This window comes from Streptomyces sp. NPDC002779 (genome assembly GCF_042888685.1).
GTDB lineage: Bacteria > Actinomycetota > Actinomycetes > Streptomycetales > Streptomycetaceae > Streptomyces.
The window spans coordinates 889,447-915,624 of the sequence record NZ_JBIAQC010000002.1; the positions used below are offsets into that span (position 1 = coordinate 889,447).

Here is a 26,178-nt window from a genome sequence, read left to right on the forward strand (position 1 = left end):
TTCCCCGCGGCCCCGGGGCCGGGCCGTAGTTCCCTCGGCCAGTGGACCGGCCCGGCGTTCCCCCCGGCCTGAGGACCGGCCCTCCGCGCTGGCGGCGCTGCGGAACGCGGCGCGGCTGAGCCGGCGGGAGATCGGGCAGCTGCGGGCGGTCATTTCGGGCGCCGGCGCGGCCGGGGGCGCTGTCGCCAAGATGCTGGTCGACCCGCCCGGCCTGAGGACCGCCCCGGAGGCCCCCGGCCTCTGGACCGGCCCCCGGTTCCCCCCGGCCTGAGGGCCGCCTCGGAGTCCCCCGGCCTCTGGACCGGCCCCCGGTTCCCCCCGGCCTGAGGACCGCCCCGGAGGCCCCCCGGCCTCAGGACCGCCCCCCAGTTCGCCCCGGCAGGAACAGTGCCACCACCACCGCGCCGACCACCGCCACCGCCGCGCCGCCCAGGGCCGTGACGTGCATGGCGTGCAGGAAGGCGTCGTTGGCCCGGTCGACCAGGGGCTGCCCCTCGGGGCCGAGCCGCGCCGCGGCCGCGAGGGTCGACTCGATGGACTCGCCCGCGCTGTGCCGCAGCCCGGCCGGCACCGCGCCGAGGTCGTCCTCGATCGAGGAGCGGTACGCCGTGGAGAGCACCGAGCCGAGGACCGCGATCCCAAGGGCGCCGCCGACCTGGCGGAAGGTGTTGCTGAGCGCGGAGGCGGAACCGGCCTTCTCCCGGGGCAGGGTCTGCATGATCACGACGCTGACCGGCGTCATGATGTGCGCCATGCCGGTGCCCATGAGGAAGAAGATCACCTCGAGGATCCAGATCGGCGTGTCCGCGTCCAGCGTGGCGAACGCGGCCAGCGTCGCCGCGATCAGCGCCATGCCCGCGGTGGTGGTGGCCCGGTTGCCGAAGCGGTCCACGAGGAGGCGGGCGCGCGGCGCGAACAGCAGCTGCGCGACGGCGAGGGGCAGCAACAGCAGGCCGGTCTCCAGCGGTGAGTAGCCGCGCACGCTCTGGGTGTAGAAGACGGCGAAGAACGTCACGCCCATCAGCGCGAAGAAGACCAGCGCGATGGCGGCGATCGCGGCCGAGAAGACCTTGTCGCGGAAGTAGCCGACGTCGATCGACGGGTGGTCGCTGCGCTTCTCGAACACCACGAAGGCGACCAGGAACGCCAGCCCCGCCCCGATCGTCGACACCACGGTGACATCGGTGAAGTCGGCCAGCTCGCCGCCCCGGATGATGCCGTAGACCAGCAGGACCAGCCCGGCGACGGACAGGACCACGCCGACCGGGTCGACGCGGCCGGGGTCCGGGTCGCGGGAGTCGGGGACCAGCCAGATCATCAGCGCGACGGCGACCAGCACGATGGGCACGTTGACGAGGAACACCGAGCCCCACCAGAAGTGGTCGAGCAGGACGCCACCGGTGATCGGGCCGATGGCGATGGCCAGACCCACCCCGCCCGCCCAGATGCCGATGGCCTTGGGCTGCTCCTCGCGCTCGAAGACGTTCATCAGGACGGCGAGGGTGGCCGGCATGACGAAGGCGGCGCCGAGGCCCATCACCGCCCGGTAGGCGATGAGCTCGCCCGGCGATCCGGCGAACGCGGCGAGCGCGGAGCCGATGCCGAAGACGGCGAGCCCGCCCAGCAGGACCCGCTTGCGCCCGAGCCGGTCGCCGAGCAGACCGGCGCTGAACAGCAGCCCCGCGAAAACCAGGGTGTAGGCGTTGATGGCCCACTCCAGCTCGCTCTGGGTGGCGCCGAGGCCGGTCGGGGCGGGGGTCGAGATCGTCTTGACGGCGACGTTCAGGATCGAGTTGTCCAGCACGATGATCAGCAGGCTCAGCATGAGCACGCCGAGGATGGCCCAGCGGCGCCGGTGCACCGCTTCCGGTATCCGGGGTACAGGGGGAGCGGAGACAGTCATGCCGTCCAGGGTAGGCGATTTGCAATACGGATCCGTCTCGTATCGTAATTCTCTTACCCGGCTCTCACCCCCGGCTCTCACCCCGCTCGAGCGTGACCGGGGTCCCCCTAGCCGCGCCTGGCACGAGGTGCCACCATGGAGGTGGTCCGGGGACGCCGTCAGGGCGCCTCGAGATGACGTAAGGAGCCGTTGCCATGACGCAGCTTTCGGCTGCCCAGAACTCACCCTCCGGCGGCAGCAAGGCGCTGTACGGGGGGAAGGGCACCCGCCGCATCACCGTCCGCGACATCGCCGCCGCCAAGGAGCGGGGCGAGAAGTGGCCCATGCTCACCGCCTACGACGCGATGACCGCGTCCGTCTTCGACGAGGCGGGCATCCCGGTCATGCTGGTCGGGGACTCGGCGGGTAACTGCCACCTCGGCTACGAGACCACCGTGCCCGTCACCCTCGACGAGATGACCATGCTGTCGGCCGCCGTCGTACGCGGCACCTCACGCGCCCTGATCGTCGGCGACCTGCCCTTCGGGTCCTACCAGGAGGGCCCGGTGCAGGCGCTGCGCTCGGCGACCCGGCTGGTGAAGGAGGCCGGCGTCGGCGCGGTCAAGCTGGAGGGCGGCGAGCGCTCGCACCGCCAGATCGAGCTGCTGGTCGAGTCCGGCATCCCGGTGATGGCCCACATCGGCCTGACCCCGCAGTCCGTCAACGCCATGGGCTACCGCGTCCAGGGCCGCGGCGAGGAGGCGGCGGCCCAGCTGCTGCGCGACGCCAAGGCCGTCCAGGACGCGGGCGCCTTCGCGGTCGTGCTGGAACTGGTCCCGGCCGAACTCGCGGCCGAGGTCACCCGGGTCCTGCACATCCCGACGGTCGGCATCGGCGCGGGCGCCGAGACGGACGCCCAGGTCCTGGTCTGGACGGACATGATGGGCCTGACCGGCGGGCGCGTGCCCAAGTTCGTCAAGCAGTACGCCGACCTGCGCCGGGCCATGGGCGACGCGGCCAAGGCGTTCGCGGAGGACGTCGTCGGCGGGACCTTCCCGCTGGAGGAGCACTCCGTCCACTAGAGCCACAGCGGCACAGAGGCAGCCCGCCGATCTCCCCCGTCGGCGGGCTGCCGTATGTCCGTCCCTGCTTCCCCTACGCGGTCTCGCGCCAGCCGTTCGTGATCGGCAGCCGCCGGTCCTTGCCGAAGCCCTTGGGGGAGATCTTCGTGCCCGGCGGGTACTGGCGGCGCTTGTACTCCGCCGTGTCCACCATGCGCAGGGTCTTGGCCACCAGGGCCGGGTCGTAACCGGCCGCGACGATCACGTCGGCGCCCTCGTCGCGGTCGACGTAGCGCTCCAGGATCGCGTCCAGGACCGGGTAGTCCGGCAGGGAGTCCGTGTCGACCTGGCCCGGGCGCAGTTCCGCGCTCGGGGGCTTGCTGATGGAGTTCTCCGGGATCGGCGGGGTCTGGCCGCGCTCGGCCGCCGCCCGGTTCCGCCACTCCGCGAGGCGGAAGACCGATGTCTTGTACACGTCCTTGATGGGGCCGTACGCGCCCACCGAGTCGCCGTACAGCGTCGAATAGCCCACCGCCAGCTCCGACTTGTTGCCCGGCGCCAGGACGATGTGGCCCTCCTGGTTGGAGATCGCCATCAGCAGGGTGCCGCGCAGCCGGGACTGGAGGTTCTCCTCCGCCAGGCCGGTCAGACCCAGGGACGCCATATAGGCGTCGAACATCGGCTCGATCGGGACCGTGCGGAAGTTCAGGCCCGTCCGCCGGGCGAGCTCCGCCGCGTCACCCTTGGAGTGCTCGGAGGAGTACTTGGACGGCATCGAGACGCCGTACACGTTCTCCGCGCCCACCGCGTCGCAGGCGATGGCGGCCACCAGCGCCGAGTCGATGCCGCCGGACAGACCGATCAGGACCGACCGGAAGCCGTTCTTGGCCACATACGCCCGCAGGCCCACGACCAGCGCCGAGTACACCTCCTCGTCGTCCTCCAGGCGGTCGGCGTAACCGCCCGCCAGCTCCGGCTCGTACGCGGGCAGCGGCTGCTCGGAGAGCACCACGCGGTCGATCCGGAGCCCGTCGTCCACCACGCCCTCCGGGGCGTCGGCGGCGGCCGCCGGCAGGTCGAGGTCCAGCACCACACAGCCCTCCGCGAACTGCGGCGCCCGCGCGATCACCTCGCCGCTCGCGTCGACCACGATCGAGTCGCCGTCGAAGACCAGCTCGTCCTGGCCGCCGATCATGGCGAGATAGGCGGTGGTGCAGCCCGCCTCCTGGGCGCGCTTGCGGACCAGTTCGAGACGGGTGTCGTCCTTGTTGCGCTCGTACGGCGAGGCGTTGATGGAGACCAGCAGGCCGGCCCCGGCGGACCGCGCCGCGGGCACCCGGCCGCCGTCCTGCCACAGGTCCTCGCAGATGGCGAGGGCCACGTCCACGCCGTGCACCCGCACCACCGGCATGGTGTCGCCGGGCACGAAGTAGCGGAACTCGTCGAAGACGCCGTAGTTCGGCAGGTGGTGCTTGGCGAAGGTGAGCACCACCTCGCCGCCGTGCAGCACCGCCGCCGCGTTGCGCGGGGCGCCGGCCGGCTGGCCGTACTTCGGCTGGGCCGCCTCGGAGCGGTCGAGGTAGCCGACGATCACCGGCAGCTCCCCGAAGCCCTCCTCGGCGAGCCGGGCGGCCAGCGCGCGCAGGGCCGCGCGGGACGCCTCCACGAAGGAGGACCGCAGGGCCAGGTCCTCGACGGGGTACCCGGTCAGCGCCATCTCGGGGAACGCCACGAGATGCGCTCCCTGCTCGGCGGAGTGCCGGGTCCAGCGGAGGATCGACTCGGTGTTCCCGGCGAGGTCACCGACGCGCGAGTCGATCTGGTTCAGGGCGAGGCGAAGTTGAGGCACGCGCCCAGTGTAATCGTCAGAGCGACGCGATGGGGTGGGAGGGGTGCCGGACACCTTGGGCGGGGCCTACGGCCGGGCCTTCGCGCCCCGGTCCTTCAGCATGTCCGCCATGAGCCCGATCTCCGACTCCTGACCGTTGACCATGGTCTGCGCGAGCCGCTTCTCCACGTCCACCTCGCACCGCTTCACACAGGCCTCGGCCATGTGGACGCCGCCCTTGTGGTGGTCGGTCATCAGCTGGAGATAGAAGACCTCCGCCTGCTCGCCGCTGAGCGTGTTCAGCTTCTTCATCTCGGTGTCCGTCGCCATGCCGGGCATCAGCGCGCCGTCCTCGCCGGCGGGCATGGAGCCCATGTCCATCCAGGTCATCGGCGGCTGTGCGGAGAACTTCGGCAGCTCCCACAGATCGAGCCAGCCCAGCAGCATCCCGCGCTGGTTGGCCTGCGTCTGCGCGATGTCGTACGCCAGGCGCCGCACCTCTTCGTCGTCCGTGCGGTCGCGCACGATGTACGACATCTCCACGGCCTGCTGGTGGTGCACCGCCATGTCCCGCGCGAACCCCGCGTCCGCGGAGCCGGCGGCGGGGGCCGCGCCGGACCCCCCGTCCTCCGCCACGGCGTAGGTGATCGCGCCGGCCGCGACGAGCACCGCCGCCGCGGTCCCCGCGATCCAGCCGACGTGCTTCCTCACTGCGCCTTACCGCCCGTGCACGCGGCGCCCGGCTCCGGCGTCTGCTTGCCCTGGACGTACTTCTCGAAGAACTTGTCGAGGTCCGGGTCGCTCGCGCTCTTCACCGTGCGCTGCGCGCCCCACGCCGAGAGCATGATCGGCGCCTTCTGGTTCTCGTACGGGCTCATCAGCGTGTACGGCGTCTTCTTCACCTTCGCCGCCAGCGCGTCCACGTCCGCCTTCGACGCCTTGCTGGTGTACGTCACCCAGACCGCGCCGTGCTCCAGCGAGTGCACGGCGTTCTCGTTCGCCACTTCCTCGGTGTAGACGTCGCCGTTGCAGTTCTGCCAGACCGCGTTGTGGTCGCCGCCGACCGGGGGCTCGACCGGGTACTTCACCTTCTTGTCGACGTGGGTCTGGCTCAGCTTGCCGCCCTGCCAGGTGCTCACGCCGTCGGAGCCGGCCACCAGGGAACCCGTGGTCTTGGAGTCGACCGAGTCGCTGTCGTCGGACTGCGACTGGACCAGGACGACACCGCCGACGACCAGGGCGGCGACGACCGTCACGCTGGCGCCGATGGTGAGCATCCGGTTGCGGCGCTCGCGGGACTGCTCGGCGCGCCGCATCTCTTCTATGCGGGCCTTGCGCGCCGCGGAGTTGCTCTTCTTGGCGGATCCCATGGCGTGATGTCCTTCTGGGGAAAAGGGACGGTCGAGTCCGCTGATCGTAATGGGGAAGCAGGGACCTCTCGAAGGGAGGTCACAGGAATGGGCCGGATCGCAACGCAATCGACAGGCACCCGACAGGTGCCCCCGGAACCATTGTGGGCCACAGCCGCCGACGGCCGGGCATTACGGATGTCGGTCCGAGCAGGCAAGATGGGCGGCAGAGCGGTGCACGCGCGGCACGCCGGGTGTTCAGACCGAGGTCGGACGGCCGATCAAGGTCGGCAACGCGCGCGAAATGCTGTTGTGGTGTGATGCTCAGGTGCCCGACCGACTTCCCGCGGTGCGCGGGGCAGGCGGCCTGACCAGCAAGGATGGGGAAGCGGAAGATGGACAAGCAGCAGGAGTTCGTGCTCCGTACGTTGGAGGAGCGCGACATCCGGTTCGTACGCCTGTGGTTCACGGACGTGCTGGGCTTCCTCAAGTCCGTCGCCGTGGCCCCGGCCGAGCTGGAGCAGGCCTTCGACGAGGGCATCGGCTTCGACGGCTCGGCCATCGAGGGCTTCGCCCGGGTCTACGAGTCCGACATGATCGCCAAGCCGGACCCCTCCACCTTCCAGGTCCTGCCCTGGCGCGCGGAGACCCCCGGCACGGCCCGGATGTTCTGCGACATCCTGATGCCCGACGGCTCCCCGTCCTTCGCGGACCCGCGCTACGTCCTCAAGCGCGCCCTGGCCCGCACCTCGGACCTGGGCTTCACCTTCTACACCCACCCCGAGATCGAGTTCTTCCTGCTGAAGGACCGCCCCCTGGACGGCTCCCGCCCCACCCCGGCCGACAACTCCGGCTACTTCGACCACACCCCGACCAACGTCGGCATGGACTTCCGCCGCCAGGCGATCACCATGCTGGAGTCGATGGGCATCTCGGTGGAGTTCTCCCACCACGAGGGCGCGCCCGGCCAGCAGGAGATCGACCTGCGCTACGCCGACGCGCTGTCCACCGCGGACAACATCATGACGTTCCGCCTGGTCATGAAGCAGGTGGCGCTGGAGCAGGGCGTGCAGGCGACCTTCATGCCCAAGCCGTTCAGCGAGCACCCCGGCTCCGGCATGCACACCCACCTCTCCCTCTTCGAGGGCGACCGCAACGCCTTCTACGAGTCGGGCTCGGAGTACCAGCTCTCCAAGGTCGGCCGCTCCTTCATCGCGGGCCTGCTCAAGCACGCCGCGGAGATCTCGGCGGTCACCAACCAGTGGGTGAACTCCTACAAGCGCATCTGGGGCGGCTCCGAGCGCACGGCCGGCGCGGGCGGCGAGGCGCCGTCGTACATCTGCTGGGGCCACAACAACCGCTCGGCCCTGGTCCGCGTGCCCATGTACAAGCCCGGCAAGACCGGCTCCGCGCGCGTGGAGGTCCGCTCCCTGGACTCCGGCGCCAACCCCTACCTGGCCTACGCCGTCCTGCTGGCCGCCGGCCTCAAGGGCATCGAGGAGGGCTACGAGCTGCCGCCGGGCGCCGAGGACGACGTCTGGGCGCTGTCCAACGCCGAGCGCCGCGCGATGGGCATCGAGCCCCTCCCGCAGAACCTCGGCGAGGCCCTGACCCTGATGGAGAACAGCGACCTGGTCGCCGAGACCCTGGGCGAACACGTCTTCGACTTCTTCCTGCGCAACAAGCGCCAGGAGTGGGAGGAGTACCGCAGCGAGGTCACGGCCTTCGAGCTGCGCAAGAACCTGCCGGTGCTGTAGGCGCACGCGGCGCACACCCGGGCCGACGGCGAGGTGCCGTCGGCCCTAGCCGTGTCGGGCCGGTCCGTCAGTCCCGCCGGCCGGCCTGGTCCGACAGTGCCTTGTGCAACGGTTCCGTCGCCCTGCGGCGGTACTCCTGGATCGACCAGCCGTTGCCGTCGGGGTCCTTGAAGTACATGAACGTGGCGCCGTCGTCCGGTGTGTACTGGACCGGCTCCGACACCTCCAGGCCCCGCTCCACCAGCTCCGCGCGCGCCGCCTTGATGTCCGCCACGCACAGCTGAAGGCCCTGGTAAGAGCCGGGCCGCGGCTTGCCCTCGCCGTTGGTCAGGTCCCACAGGCTGTCGCCCAGCGCGATCGAGCAGCCGGAGCCGGGCGGGGTCAGCTGGACGATCCGCATCCCGGGCATGACCTCCTGGTCGATGTCGACGTGGAAGCCGACCTTGTCCCGGTAGAAGTCCCGGGCCCGGTCGATGTCGCTCACGGGCAGCGGGATCACTTCGAGCGTGAAGTCCATAACTGGTCCTCCCTGGAGAATCGCCAACGAATCTGGCCGAACGGTTCACCCTCACCGAAGCGGAAAACAGGGCCCCGCGCCACCGATAAAGAAGGTTCCGTTCCCGACCGGGCTCACCCCGCCCGAGCCGAGCGCAGCGGTTAGGCTCGGGCGCGTACGACCTTGATCGGACGGGAGGCCCAGATGACGGCGCCGGGGCGCAGGAGCAGTACCTTCACGCGCCTGCTTCGGCACGGCTTCACCGACCCGAGCGCCGCCGAGCGGCTGCTGGAGGCCCCGGAACTGGCCCCCGTGCGCGACGACCCGGTGCTGCTGGAGGCCCTCGGCGCCACCGCCGACCCCGATCTCGCCCTGCACGGCCTGGTCCGCCTGCTGGAGGCCCAGTCCGGCCGGGACCTGCTGGACACGGTGATAGCCGCCAAGCCGCTGCGCGACCGCCTCCTCGGCGTCCTCGGCGCCTCCGCCGCACTCGCCGAACACCTCGCCCGGCACTCCGACGACTGGCGTGCCCTGGTCACCTACGAGCCCCGGGACCTGCACCCCGGCGTCGCCGAGTTCGAGCGGGGCCTGGCCGAGGCCACCGACCCGGTCTCGCTGCGGGTGGCCTACCGGCGCTGTCTGCTGTCCATCGCCGCCCGTGACGTGTGCGGCACCACCGATGTCGCCGAGTCCGCCGCCGAACTCGCCGACCTCGCCACCGCCACCCTGCGCGCCGCGCTCGCCCTCGCCGGGGCCGCCGCCCCCGACGACGCCGCCGCGTGCCGGCTCGCGGTGATCGCGATGGGCAAGTGCGGGGGCCACGAACTCAATTACGTCTCCGACGTCGACGTCATCTTCGTCGGCGAGGCGGCGGAGGGGGTCGACGAGACCAAGGCCCTCAGAGCGGCCACCAAGCTCGCCTCGCACATGATGCGGATCTGCTCGGAGACCACCGTCGAGGGCTCGATCTGGCCCGTGGACGCCAACCTGCGGCCCGAGGGGAGGAACGGCCCGCTGGTCCGTACCCTCTCCAGCCACCTCGCCTACTACCAACGCTGGGCGAAGACCTGGGAGTTCCAGGCACTGCTCAAGGCCCGCCCGGTCGCCGGTGACATCGCGCTCGGCGAGGAGTACGTCGCCGCCCTGGAACCCCTGGTCTGGAAGGCCGCCGAGCGGGAGAACTTCGTCGCCGACGTGCAGAAGATGCGGCGCCGGGTGGTCGAGAACATCCCCCTCGCCGAAGTCGACCGCCAGCTCAAGCTCGGCCCCGGCGGCCTCAGGGACGTCGAATTCGCCGTACAGCTGCTGCAGTTGGTGCACGGGCGGGCCGACGCCTCGCTGCGCAGCGGCTCCACCCTGGAAGCCCTGAAGGCCCTCGCCGCCGGCGGCTACGTCGCCCGCGCCGACTTCGCCCAACTCGACGCCGCCTACCGCTTCCTGCGCTCCATGGAGCACCGCATCCAGCTCTACCGGCTGCGCCGCACCCACCTCGTCCCCGAGGACGAGGCCGATCTGCGGCGCATCGGCCGCTCGCTGGGCCTGCGCAGCGACCCGGTGGCCGAACTGAACCGCGAGTGGCGGCGGCACTCCTCCGTCGTACGGCGGCTGCACGAGAAGCTGTTCTACCGGCCGCTGCTCGACGCCGTCGCCCAACTCGCCCCCGGAGAGGCCCGGTTGAGCAGCGAGGCGGCCCGCGAACGGCTCGTCGCACTCGGCTACGCCGACCCGGCCGCCGCGCTGCGGCACCTGGAGGCACTGGCGTCCGGCGTCACCCGCAAGGCCGCCATCCAGCGCACCCTGCTGCCCGTCCTGCTCGGCTGGTTCGCCGACTCCGCCGACCCCGACGCGGGCCTGCTCAACTTCCGCAAGGTCTCCGACGCCCTCGGCAAGACCCCCTGGTACCTCCGGCTGCTCAGGGACGAGGGCGCGGCGGCCGAGAACCTCGCGCGGGTGCTGTCCGCCGGGCGGCTCGCCCCGGACCTGCTGATGCGCGCCCCCGAGGCCGTGGCCCTGCTCGGCGACGGTGACAGCGGCGGCCTCGCGCCGCGCCCCCGCGCCCATCTGGAACAGGAGATCCTCGCCGCGGTCAACCGCGCCGACAGCGGCGCCCACGCCGTCACCGCGGCCCGCGGCGTACGCCGCCGCGAGCTGTTCCGTACGGCCGCCGCCGACATCGTCGGCTCCTACGGCACCGAGGCCCATCCCGCCGAAGCCGACCAGGGCGCCCTGGTGGACCGGGTCGGCGCCGCCGTCTCCGACCTGACCGCGGCGACCCTGGCCGGCACCCTGCGCGCGGTCGTCCGCGAGGGCTGGGGCGACACCCTGCCCACCCGGTTCGCCGTCATCGGCATGGGCCGCTTCGGCGGCCACGAGCTGGGCTACGGCTCCGACGCGGACGTGCTGTTCGTGCACGAGCCCCGCGACGGCGTCGACGAGCACGAGGCCGCCCAGGCCGCGAACCGCGTCGTCTCCGAGATGCGCCGCCTGCTCCAGATCCCGAGCGCCGACCCGCCCCTGCTGATCGACGCCGACCTGCGCCCCGAGGGCAAGTCGGGCCCCCTGGTGCGCACCCTGAAGTCCTACGAGGCCTACTACCGCCGCTGGTCCCTGGGCTGGGAGTCCCAGGCGCTGCTGCGGGCCGAGCCGGTCGCCGGGGACGAGGACCTGGGCCGCCGCTTCGTCGAACTGATCGACCCCCTGCGCTACCCGCCGGCCGGTCTCACCGACGACGCGGTCCGCGAGATCCGCCGCCTGAAGGCCCGTATGGAGTCCGAACGCCTCCCGCGCGGCGCCGACCCCAAGCTGCACACCAAGCTGGGACCCGGCGGTCTCTCCGACGTCGAGTGGACGGTCCAGCTCCTCCAGCTGCGCCACGGCGCCGGCCAGCCCGGCCTGCGGACCACCCGCACCCGGGCCGCGCTGTCCGCGGCGGCCGGAGCCGGCCTGATGCCCGCGGAGGACGCGGCCACCCTCGACGAGGCCTGGGTCCTCGCCACCCGGGTCCGCAACGCCGTGATGCTGGTCCGCGGACGCGCCGGCGACACCTTCCCCTCGGACGCCCGGGAACTGGCCGCGGTGGGCCGCTACCTCGGCTACGGCCCCGGCCACGTCGGCGACATGCTCGACGACTACCGCCGCACCGCCCGCCGGGCCCGGGCCGTGGTGGACGCGCTGTTCTACACCGGCTAGCGCCGGGGGACCGCGGCCGGCACCAGCTTCGGCAGGGCGTGCGGCAGCGCTCCGTACCACAGCCGTACCAGCGCGTAGCCGAAGGCCAGGCAGAGCAGGCCGCCGACCGCGTCCAGCCAGAAGTGGTTGGCGGTGGCGACGATGACGACCAGCGTGACCACCGGGTAGAGCACGCCCAGCACCTTCGCCCACGGCACCGACGCCAGCGCGAAGATGGTCAGCCCGCACCACAGCGACCAGCCGATGTGCATGGAGGGCATGGCGGCGTACTGGTTCGACATGTTCTTCAGGTCGCCCGAGGCCATTGAGCCCCACGTCTGGTGGACCAGTACGGTGTCGATGAAGGCGCCGCCGGTCATCAGCCGGGGCGGGGCGAGTGGATACAGGTAGTAACCGAGCAGGGCCACACCCGTGGTCGCGAAGAGCACCGTGCGGGTGGCCGCGTAGCGTCCCGGGTGGCTGCGGTACAGCCACACCAGTACACCGAGTGTCACCACGAAGTGCAGCGTCGCGTAGTAGTAGTTCATGCCCACGATGAGCCAAGTCACGGAGTTGACCGCGTGGTTGAACGACTGCTCCACGGCGAGGCCGAGCGTCTGCTCCGCCTTCCAGATCCAGTCGGCGTTGCGCAGTGCCTCGGACTTCTGCTCCGGGACGGCATTGCGGACGAGTGAGTACGTCCAGTAACTCACCGCGATCAGCAGGATCTCGAACCACAGCCGGGGCCGGCGCGGAGCGCGCACCCGGCGCAGCAGACCCGGTCTGTCCGCCGCCGTGACGGGGTGCGGAACGGCCGCCTGTGCGCGGTCCTCCAGCTCGGTCACGGTCATGTCACCCATAGGCACAGAGTCTGCCAGAAACGCCTTCCCCCACCGATCATCCCCTGGTCTGGTTCCGGTCGCACGTTCTACGACGGGTGCACGGTACCCGGTCGTTCGGTCTACGACCTAGGGACGATTTCGGTCCCCAGGGGCCGAAGCGGTCGAACCGCGCACCACCAGTTCCGGCATGAACACGAATTCACTGTGCGGTGCCGGAGTCCCGCCGATCTCCTCCAGCAACGTACGCACCGCGGCCTGGCCCATCGCCGGGACCGGCTTGCGCACCGTCGTCAGCGGCGGGTCGGTGAAGGCGATCAGCGGGGAGTCGTCGAAGCCGACGACCGAGATGTCCGTCGGCACCTCCAGGCCGCGTTGCCGGGCGGCCCGTATGGCGCCCAGCGCCATCATGTCGCTGGCGCAGACCACCGCGGTGCAGTCGCGGTCCATCAGCGCCGTGGCGGCCGCCTGGCCGCCCTCCAGGGTGTACAGCGAGTGCTGGACGAACTGGGTCTCTATCACCTCGGCGGCCAGGCCCAGCTGGTCCTGCATGGTCCGCACGAAGCCGTCGATCTTCCGCTGGACCGGCACGAACCGCTTCGGGCCGAGCGCGAGACCGATCCGGGTGTGACCGAGGGAGACCAGGTGCGTGACCGCGAGCGTCATCGCCGCCCGGTCGTCGGGGGAGATGAAGGGCGCCTGCACCTTGGGGGAGAAGCCGTCGACGAGGACGAAGGGGACACCCTGGGCGCGCAGTCGCTCGTAGCGCTCCATGTCGGCCGTGGTGTCCGCGTGCAGTCCGGAGACGTAGATGATCCCCGCGACCCCGCGGTCGACCAGCATCTCGGTCAGCTCGTCCTCGGTGGAGCCGCCGGGCGTCTGGGTGGCGAGCACCGGCGTGTAGCCCTGCCTGGTCAGCGCCTGGCCGATCACCTGGGCCAGGGCCGGGAATATCGGGTTCTCCAGCTCCGGGGTGATCAGGCCCACCAGGCCCTCGCTGCGCTGTCGCAGCCGTACCGGGCGTTCGTACCCGAGCACGTCGAGGGCGGCGAGAACGGACTGGCGGGTGGTGGCGGCGACGCCCGGCTTCCCGTTCAGGACCCGGCTGACGGTCGCTTCGCTCACCCCCGCCTGCGCAGCGATGTCAGCAAGCCGTGTGGTCACGGCACTGGACTGTACCGGCCGTATGTCACCTTGCACACCAATCGGACGCCGGGTGCGGGCGTTCGACCGGCGCGCTGCGGGTTGCTGCGGCATGGCGTCCCCTCGTGAAACGGATGGCAAGAGCTTGCAAGTCTTGCACAACCCCGTCCTTGGCCGCTCAACCCCGCAGAACAACGGTCTCACGGCGGTCGCCGAGCGGTCACGTCCGGGTAACTTCAGTGATGCCTTGCACTTTTTTTCTGCAAGCTCTTTCGCGGCGCTTACATGGCTGTTACGTTTCCGACGCCCGGCGGCCGCAACGGCGCAGTCGGCACGACAGCAGGAGCGGCAGACGGGGCCGTCACCTGCACCACACGGGCTTTTCACCCTCAAGGAGAACTCATGCGGCGTGGCATAGCGGCCACCGCGCTGGTGGCGTCCCTCGCTCTCGCGGCGACGGCCTGCGGCGGAGACGGCGACAGCGGCGACAAGGCCGACGGTCCGGTCACCCTCACCTGGTGGGACACCTCCAACGCCACCAACGAGGCGCCGACGTACAAGGCCCTGGTCGAGGAGTTCGAGGCGGCCAACAAGAACATCAAGGTCAAGTACGTCAACGTCCCCTTCGACCAGGCGCAGAACAAGTTCGACACCGCCGCCGGTTCCAAGGGCGCCCCGGACATCCTCCGCTCCGAGGTCGGCTGGACCCCCGCCTTCGCCAAGAAGGGCTTCTTCCTGCCGCTGGACGGCACCGAGGCCCTCGCCGACGAGAGCAAGTTCAAGCCCAACCTGATCGAGCAGGCCAAGTACGAGGGCAAGACCTACGGCGTCCCGTTCACCACGGACACGCTCGCCCTCGTCTACAACAAGGAACTGTTCGAGAAGGCCGGCGTCGAGGCCCCCAAGACCTGGGACGACCTGAAGAAGGCCGCCGCCACGATCAAGTCGAAGACCGGCGTCGACGGCTACTGGGGCTCCACCCAGGCCTACTACGCCCAGTCCTTCCTCTACGGCGAGGGCACCGACACCGTCGACGCCGAAGCCAAGAAGATCACCGTGAACTCCGCCGAGGCCAAGAAGGCCTACGGCACCTGGCTGGACCTCTTCGACGGCAAGGGCCTGCACAAGGCCGACACCACCGCCGACGCCTACGCCCACATCCAGGAGGCGTTCGTCAGCGGCAAGGTCGCCTCGATCATCCAGGGCCCGTGGGAGATCACCAACTTCTACAAGGGCTCGGCGTTCAAGGACAAGGCGAACCTCGGCATCGCCACCGTCCCGGCCGGCTCCTCCGGCGAGGCGGGCGCCCCGACCGGCGGCCACAACCTCTCCGTGTACGCCGGCTCCGACGCCGCGCACCAGGAGGCCGCGCTGAAGTTCGTCAACTTCATGACCTCCGCGCACGCCCAGGAGACCATCGCGCTGAAGAACTCCACGCTTCCCACGCGCGACGACGCCTACACCGACGAGGTCAAGGCCGACCCGGGCATCGCCGGCTACCAGACGGTGCTCGCCGCCGCCCAGCCGCGCCCGGCGCTGCCGGAGTACAGCTCCCTGTGGGGTCCGGTGGACACCGAGCTGCTCGCCATCGCCGGCGGCAAGAAGTCCCTGGACGAGGGCCTGAGCAGCGCTGAGACCGCCATCGCCAAGCTGGTGCCGGACTTCAGCAAGTGATCGTCCGTGGCCGCCGGGTCCCGCCCGACAGGGGAGGGACCCGGCGGCCACCGGCCTGTGGCCTGGCCCAACCGTGATCTCCCAGAAGGTGTCGAAGAACCATGACAGTCGCCATCGACCGCGCCACCGGCAAGCGCCGCGGTGACCGCGCGCCGCGGCCCGGGCTGGGCCAGCGCCTGAAGCACTCGTACCACAAGCACTGGTACGCCTACGTGATGATCACGCCGGTGATCGTCGTGCTCGGCGTCCTCGTGCTGTACCCCCTGGGCTACGGCTTCTATCTGACGCTCACGGACGCCAACAGCCTCAACACGGCCCGCACGATCGGCGCCAACGAGATCGAGGCCACCTACAAGTTCATCGGCCTGGACAACTACGCCGACATCCTGTGGGGCGAGACCGCCTACGAGCGGTTCTGGTCGCACTTCATCTGGACGATCGTGTGGACGGCCGCCTGTGTCGCCCTGCACTATTCCATCGGCCTCGGTCTCGCCCTGCTGCTCAACCAGCAGCTGCGCGGCCGCACCCTGTACCGGCTGATCCTGATCCTGCCCTGGGCCGTGCCGACCTTCGTCACCGTCTTCGGCTGGCGCTTCATGCTCGCCGACGGCGGCGTCATCAACTCCTTCCTGGAGACGCTCCACCTGCCCACCCCGCTGTGGCTGGAGGACACCTTCTGGCAGCGGTTCGCCGCGATCATGGTCAACACCTGGTGCGGTGTGCCGTTCATGATGCTCTCGCTGCTCGGCGGACTGCAGTCCATCGACAACACCCTCTACGAGGCGGCCGAGATGGACGGCGCGACCAAGTGGCAGCAGTTCCGCTACGTCACCCTGCCCGGCCTGCGCTCGGTCAGCTCCACCGTCGTGCTGCTCGGCATCATCTGGACCTTCAACCAGTTCGCCATCATCTTCCTGCTCTTCGGCGACACCGCCCCGGACGCCCAGATCCTCGTCACGTGGGCCTACTACCTCGGCTTCGGACAGCAGCCGCGCGACTTCGCGCAGTCGGCCGCCTACGGCATGCTGCTGCTCGCCATCCTGATCGTCTTCACCTCCTTCTACCGCCGCTGGCTGAACCGCAATGACCAGCAGCTCGCGATCTGAGGCAGGAGTTCTTATGAGCACCACTACCGTTGAGACCTCCGCCGAGGCGAAGAAGGAGATCCGTGTGGCCCCCACCCAGGGCAAGGCGATCCGGCGCGGTGAGCGCAGTCTCGCGGGCTCGCTCGTCTCGCACGGCATCCTGATCGTCGCGAGCCTCGTCGCCCTCTTCCCGATCGCCTGGCTGGTCTTCCTCTCGCTCGGCCCGGACAAGGACGACTACCTTCACCCCGGTGGCATCTGGGGAAAGATGACGCTGGACAACTACTCGTTCGTGCTGCAGGAGACGAACTTCTTCCACTGGCTGTGGAGCACGCTGATCGTCTCGCTCGGCACCACGGTCATCGGCGTGATCATCGCCGCGACCACCGGGTACGCGGTCTCGCGGATGCGCTTCCCGGGCTACCGGAAGTTCATGTGGGTCCTTCTGGTCACCCAGATGTTCCCCATCGCCGTGCTCATCGTGCCGATGTACCAGATCCTCTCCGACCTCCAGCTGGTCGACAGCTACCTCGGTCTGATCCTGGTCTACTGCTCGACCGCGGTGCCGTACTGCGCCTGGCTGCTCAAGGGCTACTTCGACACCATCCCGTTCGAGATCGACGAGGCCGGACGCGTCGACGGGCTGAACCCCTTCGGCACGTTCCTGCGGCTGATCCTGCCGCTCGCCAAGCCCGGCCTGGCGGTCGCCGGCTTCTACAGCTTCATCACCGCCTTCGGTGAGGTCGCCTTCGCCTCGACGTTCATGCTGTCCGACACGAAGTACACGTTCGCCGTCGCTCTGCAGACCTTCGTCAGCGAGCACGATGCGCAGCGGCAGCTGATGGCCGCGACCGCGGTTCTGATCGCGATACCTGTCTCCGCGTTCTTCTATCTCGTGCAGAAGAACCTGGTGACCGGCCTTACCGCGGGCGGCACGAAGGGCTGACCTCGGGGCGGTGGTCGTGTGCGGCGCCGTTGTGGCCGGTCGCGCAGTTCCCCGCGCCCCTGAGGACGTACCCCTTCCGGAAACTCGAGACGGCCGCGTGGCCATCCGACCCCGCTGCCACGCGGCCGTCTCGGCAGTACCGCCGCCCGCCGTACGCACTCCTGACCCGATGACCCCGTTCGACCTCTCAAGGACGCCATGAGCCAGCACTCCGCCGACCCGGCACCGACCTCCGCCGTAACCACCGTCGCCCATCGCCGCGACTGGTGGCGGGACGCGGTGATCTACCAGGTCTATCCGCGCAGCTTCGCCGACAGCAACGGCGACGGCATGGGCGACCTGGAAGGCGTACGCTCCCGACTCCCGTACCTGCGCGACCTCGGCGTGGACGCCGTGTGGCTGAGCCCCTTCTACGCCTCCCCGCAGGCCGACGCCGGGTACGACGTGGCCGACTACCGGGCCGTCGACCCCATGTTCGGCAGCCTCCTGGACGCCGACGCGCTGATCCGCGACGCCCATGAGCTGGGCCTGCGCATCATCGTCGACCTGGTGCCCAACCACTCCTCCGACCAGCACGAGTGGTTCAAGCGGGCGCTGCGCGAGGGCCCCGGCTCCGCGCTGCGGGACCGCTACCACTTCCGGCCCGGCAAGGGCGCGAACGGCGAACTGCCGCCCAACGACTGGGAGTCGATCTTCGGCGGCCCGGCCTGGACGCGGGTCACCGAACCCGACGGCACGCCCGGCGAGTGGTACCTGCACCTGTTCGCGCCCGAGCAGCCCGACTTCAACTGGGACCACCCGGCGGTCGGCGACGAGTTCCGTTCGATCCTGCGGTTCTGGCTGGACATCGGCGTCGACGGCTTCCGCATCGACGTGGCCCACGGCCTGGTCAAGGCGGACGGTCTGCCCGACCTCGGGGCCCACGATCAGCTCAAACTGCTGGGCAACGATGTCATGCCGTTCTTCGACCAGGACGGCGTGCACGCCATCTACCGGCAGTGGCGCACGATCCTCGACGAGTACGCCGGCGAGCGCATCTTCGTGGCCGAGGCCTGGACCCCGACCGTCGAGCGCACCGCGAACTACGTCCGCCCCGACGAGCTGCACCAGGCCTTCAACTTCCAGTACCTCAGCACCGAATGGGACGCCGAGGAGCTGCGCACGGTGATCGACCGCACCCTGGAGGCGATGCGCCCGGTGGGCGCCCCGGCCACCTGGGTGCTGTCCAACCACGACGTGACCCGCCACGCGACCCGGTTCGCCAACCCGCCCGGTCTCGGCACCCAGATCCGCACCGCGGGCGACCGCGAACTGGGCCTGCGCCGCGCCCGCGCGGCCACGCTCCTGATGCTCGCGCTGCCGGGTTCGGCCTACGTCTACCAGGGCGAGGAGCTGGGTCTGCCGGACGTCGTCGACCTGCCCGACGAGGTCCGCCAGGACCCGGCGTACTTCCGGGGCGAGGGCCAGGACGGCTTCCGCGACGGCTGCCGGGTGCCGATCCCGTGGACCCGCGAGGGTTCCTCGTACGGCTTCGGCAGCGGCGGCAGCTGGCTGCCCCAGCCGCCCGTCTGGGGGGAGTTGAGCGTGGAGGCGCAGTCCGGCACCCCGGGCTCGACCCTGGAGCTGTACCGCGCGGCCCTGGCCGCCCGCCGCGACCACCCGGACCTGGGCGCCGGGGACGCGGTGGAGTGGCTGAAGGCCCCCGAGGGCGTCCTGGCGTTCCGCCGGGGCGAGTTCGTCTGTGTCGCCAACACGACGGGCGAGTCCATCACCACCCCGGTCCACGGCCGCCTCCTGCTCGCCAGCGGCGAGGTCGCCGAGGTGGAGGGCGAGGCCAAGGTCCCCTCCGACACCACGGTGTGGTGGACCACGGCCTGACGGTCACGCACCACGGAGGGCCCGCTTCGGCGGGCCCTCCGTCATGTCCGGTCTTCAATGAAATTTCTTGCCGACGGTTTCAAGACTCTTGCTGTAAACGTTTCGTTAGCGGTACGTTCCGCGGACACCAGGCAAGGACGCCTGCTGTCCCCACAAGGAGTACCCCGTGATATCGAGATGGTCCGTCACCGCGACCGCGCTCGCCGCCACGGCGGCCGGAGCTCTGGTCCCCGGCACCGCCCATGCCTTCCCACCCGGCACCAAGGACGTCACCGCGGTGATGTTCGAGTGGAACTTCGCCTCCATCGCAAGGGAATGCACCACCACCCTCGGCCCCGCAGGCTACGGCTACGTCCAGGTCTCCCCACCCGCCGAGCACATCCAGGGCGCGCAGTGGTGGACGTCGTACCAGCCGGTCAGCTACAAGATCGCCGGTCGGCTCGGTGACCGTGCGGCGTTCCGGAACATGGTCAACACCTGTCACGCGGCCGGGGTGAAGGTCGTCGTCGACACCGTCATCAACCACATGTCCGCGGGCAGCGGCACCGGCACCGGCGGCTCGTCGTACACCAAGTACGCCTACCCCGGCCTGTATTCCTCCTACGACTTCGACAACTGCACCGCGCAGATCACCAACTACGCGGACCGCGCGAACGTGCAGAACTGCGAACTGGTCGGCCTCGCCGACCTGGACACCGGTGAGTCCTACGTCCGCGGTGCCATCGCCGGGTACATGAACGACCTGCTCTCCCTCGGCGTCGACGGCTTCCGTATCGACGCGGCCAAGCACATGCCGGCCGCCGACCTCGCCAACATCAAGTCGCGGCTGACCAACCCGAGCGTGTACTGGAAGCAGGAGGTCATCTTCGGCAGCGGAGAGGCCGTCCAGCCCACCGAGTACACCGGCAACGGCGACGTCCAGGAGTTCCGCTACGCCTACGACCTCAAGCGGGTCTTCAACAACGAGAACCTCGCCTACCTGAAGAACTACGGCGAGGGCTGGGGCTACCTGAGCAGCGGCGTCTCCGGTGTCTTCGTCGACAACCACGACACCGAGCGCAACGGCTCCACGCTCAGCTACAAGGACAACGCCACCTACACCCTCGCCAACGTCTTCATGCTGGCCTGGCCCTACGGCGCCCCCGACATCAACTCCGGCTACGAGTTCACCGACCACGACGCCGGCCCGCCCAACGGCGGCCAGGTGAGCGCTTGCTGGCAGAACGGCTGGAAGTGCCAGCACGCCTGGCCGGAGATCAAGTCCATGGTCGCCTTCCGCAACGCCACCCGCGGCCAGGCCGTCACCAACTGGTGGGACAACGGCGCCGACGCCATCGCCTTCGGCCGCGGCAGCAAGGGCTACGTCGCCATCAACCACGAGCCGGGCAGTCTGACCCGCACCTACCAGACCTCCCTCCCGGCCGGCACGTACTGCAACGTGCAGAACAACACGACGGTGACCGTGAACTCCAGCGGTCAGTTCTCCGCCACCCTGGGCGCCAACACCGCCCTGGCGATCTATGCCGGCAAGTCCAGCTGCTGAGCCGGAGCGGCCTTCAGGGCTGAAAGCTCTTGCCAATCATTTCAGGACTCTTGCTGTAACGCTTACGGCGGCGATACGGTCGCGCGGGGTCGGACCCAACAGAGCCGTATCGCAAGGAGTTCACGTCAGTGATACCTAGATGGTTGGCGCCGCCCAGGCGTCGTACCGCGTATGCCGGACGGGTCGCCGCGGTCACCGTGACCGCGCTGGCCGCGGCGCTCGTCCAGCCCCTCGCGGCCGGGGCCGACACCCCGCCCGCGCCCCCCTCCGACGCAACGCTGGCGGCCGAGCCCGCCCGGCACGACGTCACCCGCGAGCAGTTCTACTTCGTGCTCCCGGACCGCTTCGCCAACGGCGACACCGGCAACGACAGGGGCGGCCTGACCGGTTCGCGCCTGGCGACCGGCTACGACCCCACCGACAAGGGCTTCTACCAGGGCGGTGACCTCAAGGGCCTGACGAAGAAGCTCGACTACATCAAGGGCCTCGGCACCACCTCCCTCTGGATGGCGCCGATCTTCAAGAACCAGCCCGTGCAGGGCACCGGGGCCAACGCTTCGGCCGGCTACCACGGTTACTGGATCACCGACTTCACCCAGGTCGACCCGCACTTCGGGACCAACAAGGACCTGGAGACCCTGATCGCCAAGGCGCACGCCAAGGGCATGAAGGTCTACTTCGACGTCATCACCAACCACACGGCGGACGTCGTCGACTACGAGGAGAAGTCCTACGGCTATCTCGCCAAGGGCGCCTTCCCGTACCTGACGAAGGACGGCGAGCCCTTCGACGACGCCGACTACGCCGACGGCTCCGCCGGGTTCCCGGAGACCGACGCCGACTCCTTCCCGCGCACCCCGAAGGTGTCCGAGAACAACAAGGTCCCGTCGTGGCTCAACGACCCGACGATGTACCACAACCGGGGCGACTCCACCTTCGCCGGTGAGAGCTCCGCCCACGGCGACTTCTCCGGCCTCGACGACCTGTGGACCGAGCGTCCCGAGGTGGTCAGCGGCATGGCGAAGATCTACCAGCGGTGGGTCAGGGACTTCGACATCGACGGCTTCCGCATCGACACCGTGAAGCACGTCAACATGGAGTTCTGGACCCAGTGGGCCACCGCCCTGGACTCCTATGCGGCCAAGCAGGGCCGGGACGACTTCTTCATGTTCGGCGAGGTCTACTCCGCCGACACCGACATCACCGCCCCGTACGTCACCGAGGGCGGCCTCGACGCCACGCTGGACTTCCCCTTCCAGGAGGCGGCCCGCCAGTACGCCTCTCAGGGCGGCAGCGCACAGCGGCTGGCCTCGGTCTTCGCCGACGACTACAAGTACACGACCGGCAAGGCCAACGCGTACGAGCAGGTCACCTTCCTCGGCAACCACGACATGGGCCGCATCGGGTACTTCCTGAACCAGGACGACAAGGACGCCACCGACGCCGAGCTGCTGAAGAAGGCGAAGCTCGCCAACGAGCTGATGTTCCTCAGCCGCGGCAACCCGGTCGTCTACTACGGCGACGAGCAGGGCTTCACCGGCGCCGGCGGCGACAAGGACGCCCGCCAGACCCTGTTCGCCTCCAAGACCGCCGACTACCTGGACGACGACCAGATCGGCACCGACCGCACCCACGCGAGCGACGCCTACGACACCGGTGCGCCGCTCTACCGGCAGATCAGTGCTCTCGCGAAGCTGCGCAAGGCCCACCCGGCCCTGACCGACGGCGTCCAGACCGAGCGCTACGCGGCCGACGGCGCGGGCGTCTACGCCTTCTCCCGCTTCGCCACCGACACGACGGAGTACGTCGTCGCCTTCAACAACGCCGACGAGGCGAAGTCGGCGACCTTCGCGACCGGTTCGGCTGGCATGCGCTTCACGGGCATCCACGGTACCGAGGACTCCCTGAGGAGTGACGCCGAGAAGAAGCTCACCGTCACCGTCCCGGCCGGCTCGGCGATCGTCCTCAAGGCCGCGGGCCGGCTCACCGCCCCCGCCGCCAAGCCGGCGCTCACCCTCGAGGCCCCGGCCGCCGGCGCCACCGGCACCGTGGAGATCTCCGCCGACATCGACGGCGGTCGGCTCAACCGGGTCGTCTTCGCCGCCCAGACCGGTACCGGCAAGTGGCGCACGCTCGGCTCCGCCGACCACGCCCCCTACAAGGTCACCCACACCATCGGCAAGGACGTCGCACCCGGCACCGCCCTGCGTTACAAGGCGGTCGTGATCGACTCCGCCGGGCGCACCGCCTCGGCGACGGCCACGTCCACCACCGGCACCCCGCCCGCCGCGGAGATCCCGACCGCCACCTCCCGGGACTACGCGATCGTCCACTACAAGCGCACCGACGGTGACTACACCGACTGGGGCCTGTACGCCTGGGGCGACCTCGCGGACGGCGAGGCCACCGAGTGGCCGGACAGCCACCCCTTCATCGGCCGGGACGCCTACGGCGCCTTCGCGTACGTCAAGCTGAAGCCCGGCGCCGCCGGCGTCGGCTTCCTGGTCATCGACAAGGACGGCAACAAGGACGTCTCCGCCGACCGCACGATCGATGTCACCAAGACCGGGGAGATCTGGATCGAGCAGGGCAAGGAGGACGTAGTGACCGAGCGGCCGGAGTACCCGGCGCAGGACACCTCCAAGGCCGTCCTGCACTACCACCGCGCCGACGGCGACTACGACGGCTGGGGCCTGCACGTCTGGACCGGCGCCGCGAACCCCACCGAGTGGTCCAACCCGCTCAAGCCGGTGCGGACCGACGCCTTCGGCGCGGTGTACGAGGTGCCGCTCACCGAGGGCGCCGGCAGCCTCAGTTACATCATCCACAAGGGCGACGAGAAGGACCTCCCCTCCGACCAGTCGCTGGACCTGACGGCCAACGGCCACGAGGTGTGGCTGCTGAACGGCCAGGAGAAGTACCTCCTGCCGCAGCCCGCGGGCAGCGCGGCCGCCCTCGACCTGACCACCTCCAAGGCGGTCTGGATCGACCGGAACACGGTCGCCTGGAACGGCTCGGACGCGGCCGCCTCAACCCAGCTGCTGTACTCGCGCACCGGCTCCATCGCCGTCGAGGACGGCACGCTGACCGGCGCCGACCAGCGCTGGCTCCGGCTGACCAAGAGCACGCTCACCGACGCCCAGAAGGCGAAGTTCCCGCACCTGAAGTCGTACACCGCCTACTCGGTCGACCCCCGCGACCGCGACCGGGTCCGTGAGGCCCTGCGCGGCCAGGTCGTCGCCTCCCAGCGCGCGGTGAACGGCGCGGTGCTCGCGGCGACCGGTGTGCAGATCGGGGGAGTGCTGGACGACCTCTACGACGGCACGCGGGCCGACCTCGGCCCGACCTTCCGCAAGGGCCGCCCGGCGCTGGCCGTCTGGGCGCCGACCGCGCAGTCGGTCAAGCTGGAGATCGGCGGCTCCACCGTCGCCATGAAGCGCGACTCGGCCACCGGCGTCTGGTCCGTCACCGGCCCCGCGTCCTGGAAGAACAAGCCCTACCGGTACGTCGTGAAGGTGTGGGCGCCCAGCGTCCGCGAGGTCGTCACCAACAAGGTCACCGACCCCTACTCCCTCGCCCTGACCGCCGACTCCGAGCGCAGCCTGCTCGTCGACCTCGCCGACAAGTCCCTGACCCCGGCGGGCTGGAGGACGTACACCAAACCCAGGGCCGTTCCGCTGCAGGACGCGCAGATCCAGGAACTGCACGTCCGGGACTTCTCGGTCGAGGACCGCACCGCGTCGGACCCCGGCACCTACCTCGCCTTCACCGACAAGCTCAGCGACGGCTCCCGGCACCTGCGCGAGCTGGCCGAGGCGGGCACCTCCTACGTCCACCTGCTGCCCGCCTTCGACATCGCCACCATCCCCGAGAAGAAGGCCGACCAGGCGACCGTCGACTGCGACCTGGCCTCCTTCCCGGCCGGTTCCGACCGGCAGCAGGAGTGCGTGGCGAAGATCGCCGCGAAGGACGCCTACAACTGGGGCTACGACCCGTACCACTACACGGTCCCCGAGGGCTCCTACGCGACCGACCCGGACGGCACCGCCCGCAACGTCGAGTTCCGCAAGATGGTCAAGGCGCTGAACGAGGACGGCCTGCGGGTCGTCATGGACGTCGTCTACAACCACACCGCCGCCAGCGGCCAGGCCGCCACGAGCGTCCTGGACCGGATCGTGCCCGGCTACTACCAGCGGCTCCTCGCCGACGGCTCGGTCGCCAACAGCACCTGCTGCGCCAACACCGCGACCGAGAACGCCATGATGGGCAAGCTGGTCGTCGACTCGATCGTCACCTGGGCCAAGGAGTACAAGGTCGACGGCTTCCGCTTCGACCTCATGGGCCACCACCCGAAGGAGAACATCCTCGCGGTCCGCGAGGCCCTCGACGCCCTGACCCTGGAGAAGGACGGCGTCGACGGCAAGAAGATCATCCTGTACGGCGAGGGCTGGAACTTCGGCGAGGTCGCCGACGACGCCCGCTTCACCCAGGCCACGCAGAAGAACATGGCGGGGACGGGCATCGCCACCTTCTCCGACCGGGCCCGCGACGCCGTACGCGGCGGCGGACCCTTCGACGAGGACCCCGGCGTCCAGGGCTTCGCGTCCGGCCTGTACACCGAGCCCAACTCCTCGGAGAACAACGGCACCACGGCCGAGCAGAAGGCCCGGCTGCTGCACTACCAGGACCTGATCAAGGTCGGTCTGTCCGGCAACCTCGCGACGTACCGGTTCACCGACACCGACGGCAAGGAGGTCACCGGCGCCGAGGTTGACTACAACGGCCAGCCGGCCGGATACGCGGACGCGCCCGGCGACGCCCTCGCCTACGCCGACGCACACGACAACGAGTCCCTGTTCGACGCCCTCGCCTTCAAGCTGCCCACCACGGTCGGCGCCGACGACCGGGCCCGCATGCAGGTCCTCGCCATGGCGACCGCCACCCTCTCGCAGGGCCCGGCGCTCTCCCAGGCCGGCACCGACCTGCTGCGCTCCAAGTCGCTGGACCGCAACTCCTACGACAGCGGCGACTGGTTCAACGCGATCCACTGGAACTGCGCCGACGGCAACGGCTTCGGCCGCGGACTGCCGATGGCCGCCGACAACCAGTCCAAGTGGCCGTACGCCACCCCGCTGCTCGGCACGGTGAAGGTCGGGTGCGAGCAGATCGACGGCGCCTCGGCGGCGTACCGGGACCTGCTGCGGATCCGGTCCACGGAGGCCGCCTTCTCGCTCGGCTCGGCCGAACAGGTGCAGTCGAAGCTGGCCTTCCCGCTGTCCGGGAGGGACGAGACGCCCGGCGTGATCACCATGACGCTCGGCGACCTCGTGGTCGTGTTCAACGCGACGCCCGAGACGCAGGAGCAGCGGATCGCCGAACTGGCAGGAAAGGGATACGCGTTGCACGAGGTGCAGGCCGCGGGCGCGGATCTTATCGTCAGGACATCGTCGTACGAGAAGGAATCCGGGACCTTCGCCGTTCCGGGGCGCACGGTGGCAGTCTTCTCGCGAACTGCCTGACATCGCACTA

16 protein-coding genes are annotated in these 26,178 nt (G+C 70.0%); 9 read left to right on the plus strand and 7 right to left on the minus strand.

What is annotated here, in order from left to right:
• Positions 1-352: 352 nt before the first annotated feature.
• Entirely contained in the window at positions 353-1,903 is a 1,551-nt protein-coding gene (locus tag ACFYW5_RS09660; RefSeq protein ID WP_389416383.1) for an MFS transporter, read from the minus strand.
• A gap of 194 nt (positions 1,904-2,097) precedes the next feature.
• Between ACFYW5_RS09660 and panB the strand changes: the two genes are divergently transcribed.
• Complete coding sequence (gene panB, locus ACFYW5_RS09665; protein WP_389416384.1) at positions 2,098-2,964, plus strand: 3-methyl-2-oxobutanoate hydroxymethyltransferase; 867 nt, start codon at positions 2,098-2,100, stop codon at positions 2,962-2,964.
• 73 nt (positions 2,965-3,037) lie between these two features.
• On the opposite strand, the gene ACFYW5_RS09670 is transcribed toward panB, so the two are convergent.
• The 3 genes from ACFYW5_RS09670 to ACFYW5_RS09680 form a co-directional block, all read right to left on the minus strand.
• Positions 3,038-4,792 carry an NAD+ synthase gene (locus ACFYW5_RS09670; RefSeq protein ID WP_389416385.1) on the minus strand — a complete coding sequence of 585 codons (1,755 nt, stop codon included), beginning with the start codon at positions 4,790-4,792 and terminating at the stop codon, positions 3,038-3,040.
• 66 nt (positions 4,793-4,858) lie between these two features.
• Positions 4,859-5,482, minus strand: coding sequence for a DUF305 domain-containing protein (locus tag ACFYW5_RS09675; RefSeq protein WP_389416386.1), 624 nt, complete (start codon positions 5,480-5,482; stop codon positions 4,859-4,861).
• Complete coding sequence (locus ACFYW5_RS09680; RefSeq protein ID WP_389416387.1) at positions 5,479-6,141, minus strand: DUF3105 domain-containing protein; 663 nt, start codon at positions 6,139-6,141, stop codon at positions 5,479-5,481. The genes ACFYW5_RS09675 and ACFYW5_RS09680 overlap by 4 nt, the downstream gene beginning before the upstream one ends.
• Positions 6,142-6,515: 374 nt before the next feature.
• Between ACFYW5_RS09680 and glnA the strand changes: the two genes are divergently transcribed.
• Positions 6,516-7,877, plus strand: coding sequence for a type I glutamate--ammonia ligase (gene glnA, locus ACFYW5_RS09685; RefSeq protein WP_250070229.1), 1,362 nt, complete (start codon positions 6,516-6,518; stop codon positions 7,875-7,877).
• Between the two features lie 67 nt (positions 7,878-7,944).
• Here the strand turns inward: glnA and ACFYW5_RS09690 are convergent, their stop codons facing one another.
• Positions 7,945-8,394, minus strand: coding sequence for a VOC family protein (locus ACFYW5_RS09690; protein ID WP_389416388.1), 450 nt, complete (start codon positions 8,392-8,394; stop codon positions 7,945-7,947).
• Between the two features lie 183 nt (positions 8,395-8,577).
• Between ACFYW5_RS09690 and ACFYW5_RS09695 the strand changes: the two genes are divergently transcribed.
• Positions 8,578-11,562, plus strand: coding sequence for a bifunctional [glutamine synthetase] adenylyltransferase/[glutamine synthetase]-adenylyl-L-tyrosine phosphorylase (locus ACFYW5_RS09695; protein ID WP_389416389.1), 2,985 nt, complete (start codon positions 8,578-8,580; stop codon positions 11,560-11,562).
• Here the strand turns inward: ACFYW5_RS09695 and ACFYW5_RS09700 are convergent.
• Both ACFYW5_RS09700 and ACFYW5_RS09705 read right to left on the minus strand, forming a co-directional pair.
• Complete coding sequence (locus tag ACFYW5_RS09700) at positions 11,559-12,401, minus strand: phosphatase PAP2 family protein (RefSeq protein ID WP_389416390.1); 843 nt, start codon at positions 12,399-12,401, stop codon at positions 11,559-11,561. The genes ACFYW5_RS09695 and ACFYW5_RS09700 overlap by 4 nt on opposite strands.
• Before the next feature lie 108 nt (positions 12,402-12,509).
• Positions 12,510-13,544, minus strand: coding sequence for a LacI family DNA-binding transcriptional regulator (locus ACFYW5_RS09705; protein WP_389416391.1), 1,035 nt, complete (start codon positions 13,542-13,544; stop codon positions 12,510-12,512).
• Between the two features lie 381 nt (positions 13,545-13,925).
• Here ACFYW5_RS09705 and ACFYW5_RS09710 point away from each other — a divergent pair, with 381 nt between their 5' ends.
• The 6 genes from ACFYW5_RS09710 to pulA all read left to right on the plus strand — a co-directional run bounded on the left by ACFYW5_RS09710 (position 13,926) and on the right by pulA (position 26,168).
• Positions 13,926-15,197: an extracellular solute-binding protein gene (locus ACFYW5_RS09710; protein WP_389416392.1), complete on the plus strand. Its 1,272-nt coding sequence runs from the start codon at positions 13,926-13,928 to the stop codon at positions 15,195-15,197.
• A 101-nt stretch (positions 15,198-15,298) separates the two neighbouring features.
• The gene (locus ACFYW5_RS09715; protein ID WP_389416393.1) at positions 15,299-16,303 is read left to right on the plus strand and encodes a carbohydrate ABC transporter permease; all 1,005 of its coding nucleotides are present in this window, start codon (positions 15,299-15,301) and stop codon (positions 16,301-16,303) included.
• A gap of 13 nt (positions 16,304-16,316) precedes the next feature.
• A complete protein-coding gene (locus tag ACFYW5_RS09720) occupies positions 16,317-17,228 on the plus strand; it encodes a sugar ABC transporter permease (protein WP_389416394.1) in 912 nt (303 codons plus the stop codon).
• Positions 17,229-17,426: 198 nt separating this feature from the next.
• Positions 17,427-19,106, plus strand: coding sequence for a glycoside hydrolase family 13 protein (locus tag ACFYW5_RS09725; protein ID WP_389416395.1), 1,680 nt, complete (start codon positions 17,427-17,429; stop codon positions 19,104-19,106).
• Positions 19,107-19,272: 166 nt separating this feature from the next.
• Positions 19,273-20,649 carry an alpha-amylase family protein gene (locus ACFYW5_RS09730; protein WP_389416396.1) on the plus strand — a complete coding sequence of 459 codons (1,377 nt, stop codon included), beginning with the start codon at positions 19,273-19,275 and terminating at the stop codon, positions 20,647-20,649.
• Between the two features lie 128 nt (positions 20,650-20,777).
• The gene (gene pulA / locus ACFYW5_RS09735) at positions 20,778-26,168 is read left to right on the plus strand and encodes a pullulanase-type alpha-1,6-glucosidase (RefSeq protein ID WP_389416397.1); all 5,391 of its coding nucleotides are present in this window, start codon (positions 20,778-20,780) and stop codon (positions 26,166-26,168) included.
• Positions 26,169-26,178: the final 10 nt, after the last annotated feature.

Coding starts and splice junctions, on each gene's coding strand:
- ACFYW5_RS09680 (WP_389416387.1), bottom strand. CDS start 6,141: ATGGGATCCGCCAAGAAGAGCAACTCCGCGGCGCGCAAGGCCCGCATA.
- ACFYW5_RS09700 (WP_389416390.1), bottom strand. CDS start 12,401: ATGGGTGACATGACCGTGACCGAGCTGGAGGACCGCGCACAGGCGGCC.
- panB (WP_389416384.1), top strand. CDS start 2,098: ATGACGCAGCTTTCGGCTGCCCAGAACTCACCCTCCGGCGGCAGCAAG.
- ACFYW5_RS09690 (WP_389416388.1), bottom strand. CDS start 8,394: ATGGACTTCACGCTCGAAGTGATCCCGCTGCCCGTGAGCGACATCGAC.
- ACFYW5_RS09710 (WP_389416392.1), top strand. CDS start 13,926: ATGCGGCGTGGCATAGCGGCCACCGCGCTGGTGGCGTCCCTCGCTCTC.
- ACFYW5_RS09695 (WP_389416389.1), top strand. CDS start 8,578: ATGACGGCGCCGGGGCGCAGGAGCAGTACCTTCACGCGCCTGCTTCGG.
- ACFYW5_RS09720 (WP_389416394.1), top strand. CDS start 16,317: ATGAGCACCACTACCGTTGAGACCTCCGCCGAGGCGAAGAAGGAGATC.
- ACFYW5_RS09725 (WP_389416395.1), top strand. CDS start 17,427: ATGAGCCAGCACTCCGCCGACCCGGCACCGACCTCCGCCGTAACCACC.
- ACFYW5_RS09660 (WP_389416383.1), bottom strand. CDS start 1,903: ATGACTGTCTCCGCTCCCCCTGTACCCCGGATACCGGAAGCGGTGCAC.
- glnA (WP_250070229.1), top strand. CDS start 6,516: ATGGACAAGCAGCAGGAGTTCGTGCTCCGTACGTTGGAGGAGCGCGAC.
- ACFYW5_RS09715 (WP_389416393.1), top strand. CDS start 15,299: ATGACAGTCGCCATCGACCGCGCCACCGGCAAGCGCCGCGGTGACCGC.